This is a genomic window from Pigmentiphaga kullae, assembly GCF_004216695.1.
GTDB classification, from domain to species: domain Bacteria; phylum Pseudomonadota; class Gammaproteobacteria; order Burkholderiales; family Burkholderiaceae_B; genus Pigmentiphaga; species Pigmentiphaga kullae.
Genome location: NZ_SGXC01000001.1, coordinates 148,384 through 161,324, shown reverse-complemented (window position 1 = coordinate 161,324; position 12,941 = coordinate 148,384). Strand labels below are relative to the sequence as shown.

The following is a 12,941-nucleotide window of genomic DNA, read 5'->3' as shown; positions in this document are numbered from 1 at the left end:
AGTTTTTTTATTAGAAAAACAAGTGATAGTATCTATTTTTGATATTTATATGAAAAAATGACCTACCCATGACGCAGCCTACCCACGTCGCCCCGGCCACAGGAAACAGCGACTTGCCTCGGATCCCGCCGCTCGGCCCAGCCCTGTTGGCAACCTATCCCTTCACGCCTCCGCCGGAACTCGGCGGCCAAGGGACGCCACACCCGCACCCGGTCGTGATTGTCGGTGCCGGGCCCGTCGGACTCACGCTGGCGTTGACGCTGGCGCGTGCGGGCGTCCGCTCCGTGGTGCTCGAGAACGACGATCGCGTCTGTGGCGGCAGCCGCGCCCTGGGCCTGTCGCGGCGCACACTGGAAATCTGGGACGCCCTGGGGGCGGCCGAGCCGGTGGTGGCGTCCGGCAAGCGGTGGAACGGTGGGCGCAGCTTCTTCGCCGGGCGGACCATCCTGCAGTTCGAGATGCCTGACGACGGTGCGGTGCGGCACCGCCCGATGCTCAACCTGCAACAGTGTTACTCCGAGCAGTTCCTGGTGTCCCGGGCCGCGATGTCGCCATTGATCGATCTGCGCTGGCAGAGCCGCTTCACGGGTCTGCGTCAGGAAGGTGATACCGTCCGGCTGGAGGTCGAGACGCCGCAGGGCAGCTACGCGCTGCAGGCCAGCCATGTCGCCGCCTGCGATGGAGCGCGCAGCGCCGTGCGAGCCGCCATGGGTCTCAAGCTGGAGGGGACTTCCTACGAAGCGGATTACGTCATTGCCGATATCGAGATGGATACCGATGCCGCGACCGAGCGGCGCTGCTGGTTCGACCCCCCTTCCAATCCGGGGCTGAGCGTCCTGATGCACGGCCAACCCGGCGGAATCTGGCGCCTGGACTATCAACTCGGCGCGGGGGAAGACCCGAAGCGCGCCGTCGAGCCCGCACAGGTGTACCGGCGCATCCAGCAACACCTGGACTACATCGGGGAGACGGCCGCATGGCGTCTCGAGGACGTGAGCCACTATCGCGTGCACAGCCGGTCGCTGCGCAGCTTCCGCAGCGGCCGAGTGCTGTTTGCCGGCGATGCCGCCCACCTCATGCCCATCTTCGGCATCCGCGGCCTCAATTCTGGCGTCGAGGACGCCTGGAGTCTTGGCGACAAGCTGGCCCAGGTGTTGCAGGGCACGGCCCCGGAGTCCCTGCTGGAGGTGTACTCGCAGGAGCGGCGCGCGGTCTTCGACGAGAATGCGGCGGCGGCGAACCGCAACGCCGCATTCATGACGCCGACATCGGCGGGGATGCGGCAGGTACGCGACGCGGCCCTCGTGCTGGCGCTTGGCGACACGCCTTTGCAGGACTTGCTCAATCCGCGGCAGGCCGCCTATGTGCCGTTGAGGCAGTCCCCCTTGTCCACGCCGGATCGCGACGAATGGACGGGCGGACCCGCTCCGGGCGAAGTGCTTCCCGACCTGCAGTTGCCCACGCTGCCGCAAGGCCATCTGCTGGCGGCGATCTCGACCCGCCCGTGCGCGATATGGTTTCGGGATCCGGCCGACACCGGCCTGACGAAGGCAGCGCTGCAACGACTCGGCCTGGACGTCATCGTCGTCACAGAGCGCGCGGTACCTGCGGGCGGCGAGCAGGTCCATGACCTTGACGGAACATTGCGTGACCGCATGGCGGCCGATTCCGGTGCCCTGTACTTGGTCAGGCCAGACCATAACATCGCGGCACGCTGGAAGCGGCCGGACCTTCGCAGCGTGCAGGAGGCCGTGAACCGTCTCGTCTTGAAGACGGCGGTGAACCACGAGCCGACACTGCCGCAGCCGGCGCTCAGCGCGACGGAGCGGGTGTACAACAGTTTGGGCGAGTTGCTGGATCGCACGCAGAACAAGCTGGAAACACTGACGGCCCTGGCGTTGCGGCTAGGCGTGGACTTGGGGGACGCCGAGGCTTTCGAGCGGGCGGTGCATGCGGTAGAGGCCGCACAAAAAGCGCGCGCAAAAACGCCTTGAACAATGGCTGTCGTAGGATTCTTGCCCTATCTGCGAAGTGGAGCGAGCAGGTCGGACAGAAAGTCGAGCAACGCTCGAGTCTTGGCAGGCAACAGCTGGGAGGTCGTCACCGCGTAGACCGGCAGGCTCGTGGCACTCCAATCGCAAAGCACAGGAACCAACCGGCCGGCCTCGACTTCCGGAATGGCGAAAACATCGGCCATGACGGCAATGCCATTCCCCGCCACGGCCAGATTGCGGATGAAGCCCACGTTATTGGCTGCCGCGCGACCCCGAACTTCGACTTCCACGGAGCGTCGAGAGGCTCGCAACGTCCAACGCCGCTCGATCTGGTCGGAACCGCGTTCGCTGCGAAGCACGCACTGGTGCTTCGTCAGGTCCTGCGGGATGCGCGGATGCCCGAAGCGAGCAAGGTAGTCGGGAGAGGCATACAGCCGCCTGGGCAAGTCGCCAAGGCGCCGGATGACGAGCGATGAATCGGGAAGCTCTCCCATGCGCACCGTGACGTCATACCGCTCCGCAAGCGGATCCATCCACTTGGGAGTGAAGTGCAGGTCCAGCGTGACGTCGGGGTACCGATCGAGGAATTCCCGCACCTTGTCCGCGGTGAGGCGGACCGTGAAATCGATGGGAGCTGCGATGCGCAAGGGGCCATTGGGCCGGGACGGCGCCGTCTGTGCCAACTGCGTTGCCATGGCGATTTCATTCATCCCCCGGTTGCATTGTTCGAAGTAGCGCTGTCCCTCTTCCGTCAGCACCAGCGTCCGGGTGGTGCGATTGATCAATTTGATGCCCAGCTCTCTCTCCAGGGCAGTAATGCTGCGGGAGGTCGACGACTTCGGCATTTCCAGCGCGTTCGCCGCCGCCGTGAAGCTGCCCGTTTTCGCGACCTCGAGAAAAACGCGGACGTGATGAATCAGGTGGGGTTTCATGACGATCTTGATTGTTCCTGGTTGGGAACAATGTTATCCGGAAAAGCTATTTTTGGAACGACTTGGCCTCAATAGAATGGCTGCGGCGTAACGATCCGGTGCCTATAGGGCCTTGAGAGATCACCGCCCAAAGAACAAGGAGACAGCATGTTCAAAGAGCAACTTGTCCGCGTACTGGCGATTTCCGCCTTGCTGGGCTTGATGGGGATGGCGGGTTGCGGAGGAGACGGCAGTGCGCCGGCCGCTGCTCCGGCAGAAACTTTCGCCGCCGCCACCAGTTGTGAAAGCCTCCGGAGCCTTCGGCTGCAGAACGTCGAGGTCACCGCCGCCCAGGCCGTGCCTGCGGGGACTTACCAACCGGCTGGAAGCACCGCGGCTTTCGGCAATCTTCCCGCATTCTGCAGGGTGACTGCCAGTCTGGCGCCGGTACCGGGGTCCAGGATCGGCGTCGAGCTATGGCTGCCCGCCACGTCTTGGAATGGCCGGTACCAGCAGTTGGGGCAGAACGGCTGGGGCACGGCATTCTCCTCCTACTGGAGCTCGATGGCGCCTCATCTCCGGAACGGCTACGCCATCGCCATCACCGACGGAGGGCACGCCGCGACTGCCGTCACCGATGCCACGTGGGCGATCGGCTTTCCGGAGCGCATCGTTGATTTCGCGTATCGCGCCACGCATGAGACGGCGGTCGCGTCCAAGGCGATCATCAAGGGGTTCTACGGGAAGTCCGCGGTCTACTCCTACTTCAATGGCGCTTCGACCGGGGGCAGAGATGGCCTGATGTCGGCGCAGAAATTCCCGACGGACTTCAATGGCGTGCTTGCCGGCTCGGCGCTGATCAACTGGACCCGCGTGGCGACGCAGAAGCTCTACGCGAGTCAACAGTTGCTGAAGGCAGGGATCCAGGGCGCGGCGGGCGCCTCCTTGCTGGATCTGGCAAGGAAAACGGCCATCGCCGCATGCGATGCCGCCGACGGTACTTCAGACGGCATCTTGCGGGATCCGCGCTCCTGCCGATGGGATCCTCACGCGCTTCTGTGCCATGCCGGACAAGACCCATCGAGCTGCCTGACCAGCCTGCAAGCCGATGCGCTGACGACAGTCCTGTCCCCGTTGCGCGACCCGGTCACGCTCGAATACCTGTACCCGGGGTACCTGCATGGGTTCGAAAACGACTGGACAGGGTTTGGCTACGTGAATGGCACGCCTGCACACGCGGCCACGGTCTACAAGATCGCGCTGGGGAAGCCCGACTGGGATGCTTCCACGTTCGACGTTCACTCTGACCTGCCCCAGGTCGAGGCCACGCTGGGCTTCATGAACGCCGACCAGCAGGCTGACCTGAGCGCGTTCAGGCAGGCCGGGGGCAAGCTCATCCAGTACCACGGCTGGCAAGACGCGGTGACGATGCCGGAACGCATCGTCCAGTACTACGAAGAGGTCCGGAACCGCACGACAGGTGGCGACCTTGCCGCGGAGCAAAGCTTCTATCGCCTGTTCATGATGTCAGGAGTCGGGCACGGAGGCGCCGGCGAAGGTGCATGGCACTTCGGGGCGATTGCGCAACAGGCCGTGGCGGGCGATGCCGAACATGACGCCGTCCTGGCACTGCGCAATTGGGTGGAGAAGGGCACCGCGCCGGAAAAATTCGTCGCGACGAAGTTCCAGGACGGCGACGTCACCAAGCCGGTGATGTTGCAGCGCCTGATGTGTCCGTACCCCCGTCAGGCTGTCTACAGGGGCAGTGGCGAAACGCAGTCGGCCGACAGCTTCTACTGCGGCTAGACCGGGGATCGTCCGTATTCATCAACTTTTCAGGGCATAGGCAAATGATAAAGAGACGAACATTCCTGGGCATGTCCTCGCTGTTGGCCGTCCCGCTGATCTCGCGCGCGAATGATTACCCGCGGATGCCGATCAACCTGGTGACCCCGCTCGCGGCGGGGGATGCCGCGGACCGCGCGGCGCGCCTGATCGGGCAGGAACTCTCGAAGTCGCTGGGCGTTGCCGTCACGGTCATGAACCGCCCGGGCGCCGGTGGTTCGCTGGGGACCCAAGCCGTCATCCGGGCGCCCAAGGATGGATATACCTTGCTCTACGCACAGAACAGCCCGTTGACCATCCGGCGCGTGATCGATCCCGAGGCGGCCAACTACGATCCATTGACGGACCTGACGCCACTGGCGCTGACGACCAGAAGCCCGTCGGTACTGGTGGTCCACAAAGACGCGCCTTTCAAGACCATCAAGGAAATGGTCGACCTCGCACGGCAGCGTTCCGGCGGCATCAACATCGGAAATGCCGGACCCGGATCCGTCGGCGAGATAAGCGTCCAGTTGATGAATGCGGCGGTGGGCGCCCCGTTGAATTCGGTGAACTACAAGGGCGCGGCTCCCGCCGTGACCGATCTGCTCGGCGGCTACATCGATGCGGTGATCCTTGCGCTGGGCGCCGTAAGCGCCCATATCCGCAGCGGATCGTTGCGCGCTTTGGCGATCTCGTCGCCGTTCCCGGATTTTCCCGCCATCCCGACGCTGCGCAAGCTCGGATACAACGCCGATCTCCTGGGCGTATGGTTCGGCTTTTTCATGCCCGCCGGCGTTCCCGGGCACGTCATCGACACCTTGCTTCCCGCGCTGGAACAGGCGGCACGCAGCCCCGCCGTCTCGGCGCAATTGCTCCCATCGGGCATGACGCAGGAATGGGGATCCCGCCAGGCGCTGGCCGAGGAAATTGCCACCGAGTATCGATCCATCAAGGAGCTGCTCGGTCCCACTTCAAAGAACGGAAAATGAAGGATCAGTGATGTCGAAAAGCATTCAGGTAGCCATTGTGGGTGGCGGCATCGGCGGGCTCGCCGCCGCAGTGGCGTTGTCCTATCGAGGAATCCAAGTCGCGGTCTATGAACAGTCGAGCGTGCTGCGGGAAGTCGGCGCAGGCCTCTTTGTCTATCCCAACAGCCTGAGGCAGCTCGAGCGGATCGGCCTGGGCGAAGCCCTGGCCCGGGTCGGCGCCAGGGTGGGCCAGGGGTCGGAGTATTACCGCATGGACGGTTCGGTCGTCGGCAAGATACTGACCACCGACTCGAGCGGCTGGAACGGGATGTATGGCATGCATCGCGCCGATCTCCTGAAGGTATTGGAGGATGCGATGCCCGCGGGGTCCATACATACCGGTCATCGGTGCATCGGCTTCAGCCAGGATGAAGCGGGAGCAAGCCTGACCTTCGACAACGGCCATGTCGCGCGCGCGGACGTCGTGATCGGGGCCGATGGCATCAATTCGGTCTTGCAGAAGTACGTCGTGGAACCCTCGGCCCCTGAATACGCGGGCTTCCGGGCGTACCGGGGCTTGATCTCCTCTGACCGGATTCCTGAATGGAGACGGGAGGCGCACCAGGTCTGGATGGGGGACGGCAAGCATTTCATGGTGTTCCCGGTCCGCCGAGGCGAAATGGTGAACTACGTCGGTTTCGTCCCGACAACGAGCGAGACGGCAGAATCCTGGTCCGCCGTCGGCGACCGTGATGAGCTGGCGGCGTCATTCGCCGGCTGGGACCCGCGCGTGACCGGATTGCTCGCCAAAGTCGAAACGTGTTTCTGGTGGGGACTGTTCGACCGCAAGCCGCTCGAGAAATGGGTGAACGGACGCCTGGCATTGCTTGGCGATGCGGCCCATCCGATGCTTCCCCACCTGGGGCAAGGCGCGAACCAGGCCATCGAAGATGGAACGGCCCTGGCGGTCCTGCTGCAAGGATGCGCCGATGGCGACTCGGTCCAGGACGCGCTGAAGCGCTATGAGGCGCTGCGGCGCCCGCGTACCGCCATGGTTCAGGCCGAGGCCCGGAAGAATGGCTTGCGCTATGACTCCAAGTACGCGGATCTCGGACAGCGCGACCGGGAGATCGCCAACTCCGCGATGTTGCGCAAGTCGCTGTACGACTACGATATCGAGAAGGAGGCCATCAAGCTGCTCCGCCTTGGCCCTGTTTCTGCGTAGGCTCCGATCCTCGCCCGGGTCAGCCGCCCCGTACGAATTTAGCAGGCCTATTCGAGCATTAAGAAATGGTCGCTTGGTGGCCGGGGCTTCGCGCCATAGCATGGCTCATCACTATGTTGGCGCGAATCTGAAGCATGGTCGGGAACTCGTTCGGCTGTACCGTCATGGCGACGATGGCGGTGAAGAATGCACTGGTCCGCCTGTTGCCCCGCCTGGAAGAAGCGGCCGGGCGAGCCGTGACGCTGCGTATGGGCACCATAGCCGACCTCCAGTCGGAAATCGAATGGGGCGCGGAATTCGACGTGGCGACCTGGATCAACGGGGCTTGCCGGGGGTAAGTGTGCTGACGACCGAGTTCCGCGATGCCTTTGCCAAGCAATGCGCGGCGATCGGCTTTGAAGGGGCATCGCGTTACGTGCCGCATCCCATGCAGAACTGCACGACCGCGGAACTACATCGACTCGCCGAGGACTCGTTCGAAAGCATTCTTGCAAGCCTGACTGCCAGCGCCGGGCAGGCGTGTGCGTCCGTATCCGGCGCCTAAGGCTGCATGTCGGCGGGAGCGGGATCTGCTTTTGATCACCTGCGAACCCTTACCTTCCGCCGCCAGACCAGGACGCCCGTCGCGCTCAGCATGGCGACCATCACCCCGGCCATCGCAACGAGCGCCTGAAGCGGCCAACCCCACCGCGCAGCCATGTGCAGGCCGGCCAGCCAACTGGTGATCGTGTCGCCGTTGGCGGCGCCGGTGGGAAACCAGGACAGACGCAGCTCGCCCGTGTTGCCATCGAAGGCGACGACAGTACGGCCCACGCGCTCGCGCACGTCCAGGCTGCTGAGCACGTAGTAGCTGAACAGCGCGCGCCGTGGGTCGTAGTACAGCAGATCCTCGCGGTGCACGGAGAATCCCCTTGACGACGCCTGCTGTCCCATCAATCGTCGGCCAGTCTCCAGCGCCTGTTGCCAGCTCAGACCGGGCTGAACTTGCGGTACAGCCAGCATCGGCAATGAGCGCGTGGTGGCCTGGAACGACAGGCCGCCGCGTGCCATGACCGCGTCGTAGGCCGGCGCCAGGTTGAACGCAACGCTGCTCCACGCGAAAACGAAGAGTGCGGCCCAGACCCAGAGGCCGCCCGCCCGATGCAGGTCGAACGTGAGTTTGTAGCTGCCGCCTTGCCAGCGTACCCACCACGCAGGCATCCATCGCCGCAGCCAGGATTTGCCGGCCATTCCGCCGGCCCGCCGCGGCGAGGCCGAAGCGGCCGGCAGGGTCAGCCACAGGCCGACGAAGCAGTCCACCGTCCAGAGCAGCGCCGCGGCGCCCAGCATCAGCGTGCCCGCCAAGCCCAGCGCCAGCGAATGGTGTAGGCGATAGATGAAGGGCATGATGTACCGGACGCCAGGTGCGGCCTGCCCCAGGACACGGTCGCCGAGCACCTGGCCGGTATAGGGCTGGACCAGCACCTGCGCCACCGGCGGGACAGGCTTGTCGGTATCGTCAGGACCGGGCGCGGCAAAGAAGACCGCCGAGCGGCCTGGAGGTTGGCTCAACGGTACATGGTTGACCCGCCGGTGCGGATACGCCTGCGCCACCCGTGCGCGCAGCGCCAGGGCATCCAGCGGCTGCGCGGCGCCGGGAGACGGGTGCGCCGTCAACAGCCGTGGTGCGAGCAAGGCATCCAGCTCGTCGTACCAGGCCAACAGCGCACCGGTCAGGCCCGCGACCAGCAGGAAGCCCGCGGTCACCAGTCCGATCCAGCGGTGCAGCCGCGCGATTGCCGGCCGTAAGCGCATGCCGGGCTCAGAAGTCGATCGTGGCCGAGAGGTAGACCGTGCGCGGCGCCGACAGGACGATGCCGCCGGATCCCGCGCTGCCTTCCCAGTAGCTGCTGTTGGCCAGGTTCAGCACGTTCGCGCGCAGGGTGACGGGGTACCCGAGCGCCCGCGTCCGGTAGCGCGCGCCGGCGTCCCAGCGGGTCCAGCCGGGCAGCCGCAGGGTGTTGGCCGCATTGACGTATTGCTTGCCGGTGGCGAGCACGCGCGTGGTCAGCGTCAGGCCGGGCAGGAAGGGGGCGTCCCACTCCAGGCCGACGTTGGCGATCCAGCGCGGCGCCACGATGGCGTCCTTGCCGTCGTTGGTACCGCCCTGCGTGCGTATCTGCTTGGCCTGCAGGTAGGTCATGCCCCCCAGCAGCCGCACGCCGCGCGCCAGTTCGCCGAAGGCGCTGAGTTCCATCCCCCGGTTGCGCTGTTCCCCGTCCATCACGTAGCGATAGGCCAGCGGCGTGCTGCCGGGCACGGTGATCGCGTTGGGCTGCTTGAGCTCGAAGAGGGATACGGTGCCGATCACCCGTCCGAAGTCGATCTTGGCGCCCAGTTCCTTCTGCTTGGTCTTGACCGGCGGAAAGGTCTCTCCGCTGTTCTCGGCATCGGCCGGTGCGGTGGCGCCGGGGCTCAGCCCTTCGATGTAGTTGGCATACAGCGAGACGTGGTTCCAGGGCTTGACCACCAGGCCGACAGCGGGCGAGTTGACCGTGCGTTCGTAGCCGGAAGTGCGCGGATTCACGGGCGCGGTGGCCGCATAGTTGTCCACGCTGATCTTCTGCCGGCGCACGCCCAGAATGAGCCGCACCGCATCGTCGTTCCAGGAAATGCTGTCCGAGATGCCCACCGACGACAACTGCGTTTCCGAGGCCTTGCGGGTATCCAGAAAGCCCGCGAACGGCGCGCCGGCTTGCAGCGGGTCCGGGATCCTGGCGGGGTTGTACAGGTTGGAGGCGGTACCCGCCCATTGTGCAAATCCGTAACCGGCCGTGGTGTCCAGCGAGGATGCCGCCACGTTGATTTCGTGCAGGGCGTTCAGCGCCTCGAACTTCATCCGGGCGCCCGCCAGGAACGATTTGGACTTGGATGTTTCCGGATAGTTGACGGGCGAAGTGGCAAGATCACCCGCCGGGTTGAGGATGCGAGACTCGGTGCGGTAGTTGCTGTGGCGGTGGTCGCGCGCGCCAGCGGCGCCGTAGACCATGAGCGACGACGACACGTCGAACTCCATTTGCGCGACCTGGTAGTCGTCCACATACTTGCGCCGTTCCCAGTCCTGGGCGAAGCGCGCGCCGGTCTTCGGCGCGGCGGGCACGGCCGTGAGCGCGGGCGCCAGGCGATAGCCCACGGACGCGGCGCGCGCGTCGTCGGACTGGTATCCGAGATCCAGCGAGGCGCGAAGCCGCTCGCCCCGGTAGTCCAGGCCCAGCGACGCCGCGCCCAGCTTGACCGATTGTCCCGACGTCGCGGTGTCTCCGCTGCGATAGACGCCATTGGCCCGCACGCCGAACTGATTCTGTTCGCCGAATCGCCGGCCCAGGTCCACATGCGTTCCCCACAGCGAATCAGAGGCATAGCTGCCCGTCAGCCGCGTGATGGGCGCGTCGGTCGCGCGCTTGGGCACCACGTTGATGGCTCCGCCCACTCCACCGCTGGGGGCCATGCCTGTCAACAGCGCGCTGGGACCCTTGAGCACCTCCACGCGTTCTACCGTTTCCAGCGACAGCGTGCCATAGGGCAGGACGCCGTACAGGCCATTGAGAGAGATATCGCGGTTGCCCAGTCCGAAGCCGCGCAGGAAGAAGTTGTCGCCGCCGCCCACGCTGGTATTGCGCCCGCGCGAACTCATGCGCACGGCGGGGTCGTTGTCCAGGACATCGGCAAGGGTGGCTGACTGCTGGTTCTGCATCAGTTCGCTGGTGTAGCTCGCCACATTGAAGGGCGTGTCCATCACGTCCTGATTGCCCAGCAGGCCCAGCCGGCCGCCGCGCGCGACCTGTCCGCCGGCGTACGGCGGCGGAAGTTCGGCTTCGGATTCGCCGCGCGCCGTCACGGTGATGGTCGGCAGCATCGTATCGCTGGCCGATGGCAGGAGCGGCGCGGCGCGCAGGACATAGCCACCGCCGGCCGTGGCCACGGCTTCCAGCCCCGAGCCGGCCAGCAGATGCGCCAGGCCGTCGCGTACGCCGAAATTGCCCGACAGGCCCCGGCTGGTCTTGCCGGCGGTGAGCGAGCCGTCGATCGACAGCGTGATACCCGCGGCGGCGGCGAAGCGATTGAGTGCCTGGTCCAGCGTGCCCGAGGGAATCTCGTGCCGAAGTACCGCATCGCCTTGCGCCGCGGCCTGGGCCCGGGTCGCGGCGGGCAGTGCCAGCGTGCCCGCCGCCAGGCAGAGCATCAGCGCCGCGCGCGCCAGCGGCGTGCGCGGGCAAGAGGGCGGGGTATGGGGTCGGCTGCGGTGGCGCGGATGCATGGTTTTCCTTTCCGAGGGGAGCGTTGCGGCCTCGTATCTGCGCGAGGGCCTTTCCTGGTATCCCGGATGAAAAGGAAAAAGTGCTACGGCAAAAGAAAAAATAATCGGTTCGACGTGGCGGTTAACCCGCCCGCGCGCGGACCGTCACCCAGTACCGCGTCACGCTGTCGATGCGCACCGGCAGCGCATGGGCCAGGGTCGACAGGGCCAGGTCCGTATCGTCGAGCGGGTACACGCCGGAGACGACGAGGTCCTGCACCGCCGGGTCGCAGCGCAGCAGGCCGCTGCGATAGCGGCCCAACTCCGCCAGGAAGTCCCGCAACCGCATGCGCTCGGCCACCAGCCGTCCACGTGTCCAGGCGGAATCCCCAGGCAAGGATGCCCCCGGCGAGTCCACCGTCGACGCGGAGAACCATGCACGCTGTCCCGCTTCAAGCCGTACCGGGCCCGCGGCGGCCAGGAGCGGCTGGATCCGCACCGCGCCTTCGTCGACCGACGCCATCGATCTGCCGTCGGACAGCCGCACGGTGAATCGCGTGCCGATGGCCCGCACGGCACCGTGCCGGGTATGTACGGTGAAAGGGCGCGAGGCAAGACCCCCGGAGCCCAGCGGGTCCGGCGCCGTCGCGATGAAGACCTCGCCCGTGCGCAGGAGCACGTCGCGCGCCTGCGCCGTGAACCGCAGGTCGATCGCGCTGTCGGTGTTGAGCACCAGGCGCGTGCCGTCGGGCAGCAGCAGGTCCCGGCGTTCGCCGCGGCTCGTGCGATGCTCGGCCAGCATGGATTGCATCGGTGCCGTGTTTCGCGCCGCGTAGGCGGCCACGCCTGCTGTCGCGAACAATCCCGCGGTCCGCAGCAGGGTGCGGCGGGTGGCGGCCCGACGCGCGTCATCCGCCGCGCGCAGCGCTTCGCCTTCCACCGGTCCGGTCAGCGACCGGACGCGCTGGCCGGTGCGTTGTACCTGGCTCCAGGCCCGCGCATGGTCGGTGTCCTGCGCCAGCCAGCGGTCGAATGCGGCGCGCTCGCGCGGCGTGACTTCGCCCGACCAGAATGTCACCTGCCATTCCAGCGCCCGCTGCACCGCGGACTCCGGGACGCCGGAAGATTCCGGGGCCGGTGAAGCATGCGCGGCACTCATCGCTCGTTCCCCCCTTCCGCGGCCAACATGGCTGCGTGCAGCGATTGCGCCGTCCGCAGCATGTACTTGCGCACCGTGGCGAATGAAATGCCCAGGGTTTCGGCGATCCGGGAATACGTCAGTCCGTCGAGCTGCGACAGCAGGAACGTCTGGCGCACCTTGGCCGGCAGCGCGCCCAGCACGCGGTCCACCAGCAGCAGTTCTTCGATGATCAGCGCCCGTTGTTCAGCCGAGGGGACCTGCGCCTGAGGCCGGTGCGCCAGGGCCTCCAGATAGGCGGCTTCCACCAGCCGACGGCGGTGGAGGTCGATCACCAGACCTTTGGCGACTTGCGTCAGGTGGGCGCGCGATTGGTCGGCCTCCGGCGCTCTTCCCGTCAGCAGGATGCGCAGGAAGGTGTCATGCGCCAGGTCGGCCGCATCCCCCGCGTGGCCCACGCGCCGGCGCAGCCAGCCCTGCAGCCAGCCGTGGTGGTCGCTGTACAGGGCGTGGAACTTGACGGTGGTGTCGCCGGAGGGCATGTGGGGCCTGCGCGGGGTGGAGCATATTGATGCGAACGATTCTCATTATATGCGTTGACC

General features: G+C 66.0%; 11 protein-coding genes. 6 read left to right on the top strand and 5 right to left on the bottom strand.

Translation table 11 applies throughout. From position 1 onward, the window contains the following. Nucleotides 1–68 precede the first annotated feature (68 nt). A complete protein-coding gene (locus EV675_RS00780) occupies nucleotides 69–1,994 on the top strand; it encodes an FAD-dependent monooxygenase (protein ID WP_130355546.1) in 1,926 nt (641 codons plus the stop codon). A gap of 26 nt (nucleotides 1,995–2,020) precedes the next feature. Here EV675_RS00780 and EV675_RS00775 read toward each other — a convergent pair whose 3' ends face one another. Beyond that, the gene (locus tag EV675_RS00775; RefSeq protein ID WP_130355545.1) at nucleotides 2,021–2,926 is read right to left on the bottom strand and encodes a LysR family transcriptional regulator; all 906 of its coding nucleotides are present in this window, start codon (nucleotides 2,924–2,926) and stop codon (nucleotides 2,021–2,023) included. Between the two features lie 147 nt (nucleotides 2,927–3,073). Between EV675_RS00775 and EV675_RS00770 the strand changes: the two genes are divergently transcribed. From EV675_RS00770 to EV675_RS00750, 5 genes are all read left to right on the top strand, one after another. After that, entirely contained in the window at nucleotides 3,074–4,711 is a 1,638-nt protein-coding gene (locus EV675_RS00770; RefSeq protein WP_130355544.1) for a tannase/feruloyl esterase family alpha/beta hydrolase, read from the top strand. 71 nt (nucleotides 4,712–4,782) lie between these two features. Continuing rightward, nucleotides 4,783–5,721, top strand: a complete 939-nt coding sequence (locus tag EV675_RS00765) for a tripartite tricarboxylate transporter substrate binding protein (protein ID WP_165404361.1) — start codon at nucleotides 4,783–4,785, stop codon at nucleotides 5,719–5,721. Nucleotides 5,722–5,731: 10 nt separating this feature from the next. Continuing rightward, nucleotides 5,732–6,925 (top strand): FAD-dependent monooxygenase, encoded by a 1,194-nt coding sequence (locus tag EV675_RS00760; RefSeq protein ID WP_130355542.1) that lies wholly within the window; start codon nucleotides 5,732–5,734, stop codon nucleotides 6,923–6,925. A 134-nt stretch (nucleotides 6,926–7,059) separates the two neighbouring features. Further along, nucleotides 7,060–7,263, top strand: coding sequence for a hypothetical protein (locus tag EV675_RS00755; RefSeq protein ID WP_130355541.1), 204 nt, complete (start codon nucleotides 7,060–7,062; stop codon nucleotides 7,261–7,263). 2 nt (nucleotides 7,264–7,265) lie between these two features. Further along, a complete protein-coding gene (locus EV675_RS00750; RefSeq protein WP_130355540.1) occupies nucleotides 7,266–7,469 on the top strand; it encodes a hypothetical protein in 204 nt (67 codons plus the stop codon). 35 nt (nucleotides 7,470–7,504) lie between these two features. On the opposite strand, the gene EV675_RS00745 is transcribed toward EV675_RS00750, so the two are convergent. The 4 genes from EV675_RS00745 to EV675_RS00730 all read right to left on the bottom strand — a co-directional run bounded on the left by EV675_RS00745 (nucleotide 7,505) and on the right by EV675_RS00730 (nucleotide 12,881). Then, nucleotides 7,505–8,719 carry a PepSY-associated TM helix domain-containing protein gene (locus tag EV675_RS00745; RefSeq protein WP_130355539.1) on the bottom strand — a complete coding sequence of 405 codons (1,215 nt, stop codon included), beginning with the start codon at nucleotides 8,717–8,719 and terminating at the stop codon, nucleotides 7,505–7,507. A 7-nt stretch (nucleotides 8,720–8,726) separates the two neighbouring features. Beyond that, nucleotides 8,727–11,222 (bottom strand): TonB-dependent receptor, encoded by a 2,496-nt coding sequence (locus tag EV675_RS00740; protein WP_130355538.1) that lies wholly within the window; start codon nucleotides 11,220–11,222, stop codon nucleotides 8,727–8,729. 121 nt (nucleotides 11,223–11,343) lie between these two features. Beyond that, the gene (locus EV675_RS00735) at nucleotides 11,344–12,360 is read right to left on the bottom strand and encodes a FecR domain-containing protein (protein WP_130355537.1); all 1,017 of its coding nucleotides are present in this window, start codon (nucleotides 12,358–12,360) and stop codon (nucleotides 11,344–11,346) included. Beyond that, nucleotides 12,357–12,881 carry a sigma-70 family RNA polymerase sigma factor gene (locus EV675_RS00730; protein WP_130355536.1) on the bottom strand — a complete coding sequence of 175 codons (525 nt, stop codon included), beginning with the start codon at nucleotides 12,879–12,881 and terminating at the stop codon, nucleotides 12,357–12,359. Before EV675_RS00730 ends, EV675_RS00735 begins: the two co-directional genes overlap by 4 nt. Nucleotides 12,882–12,941: the final 60 nt, after the last annotated feature.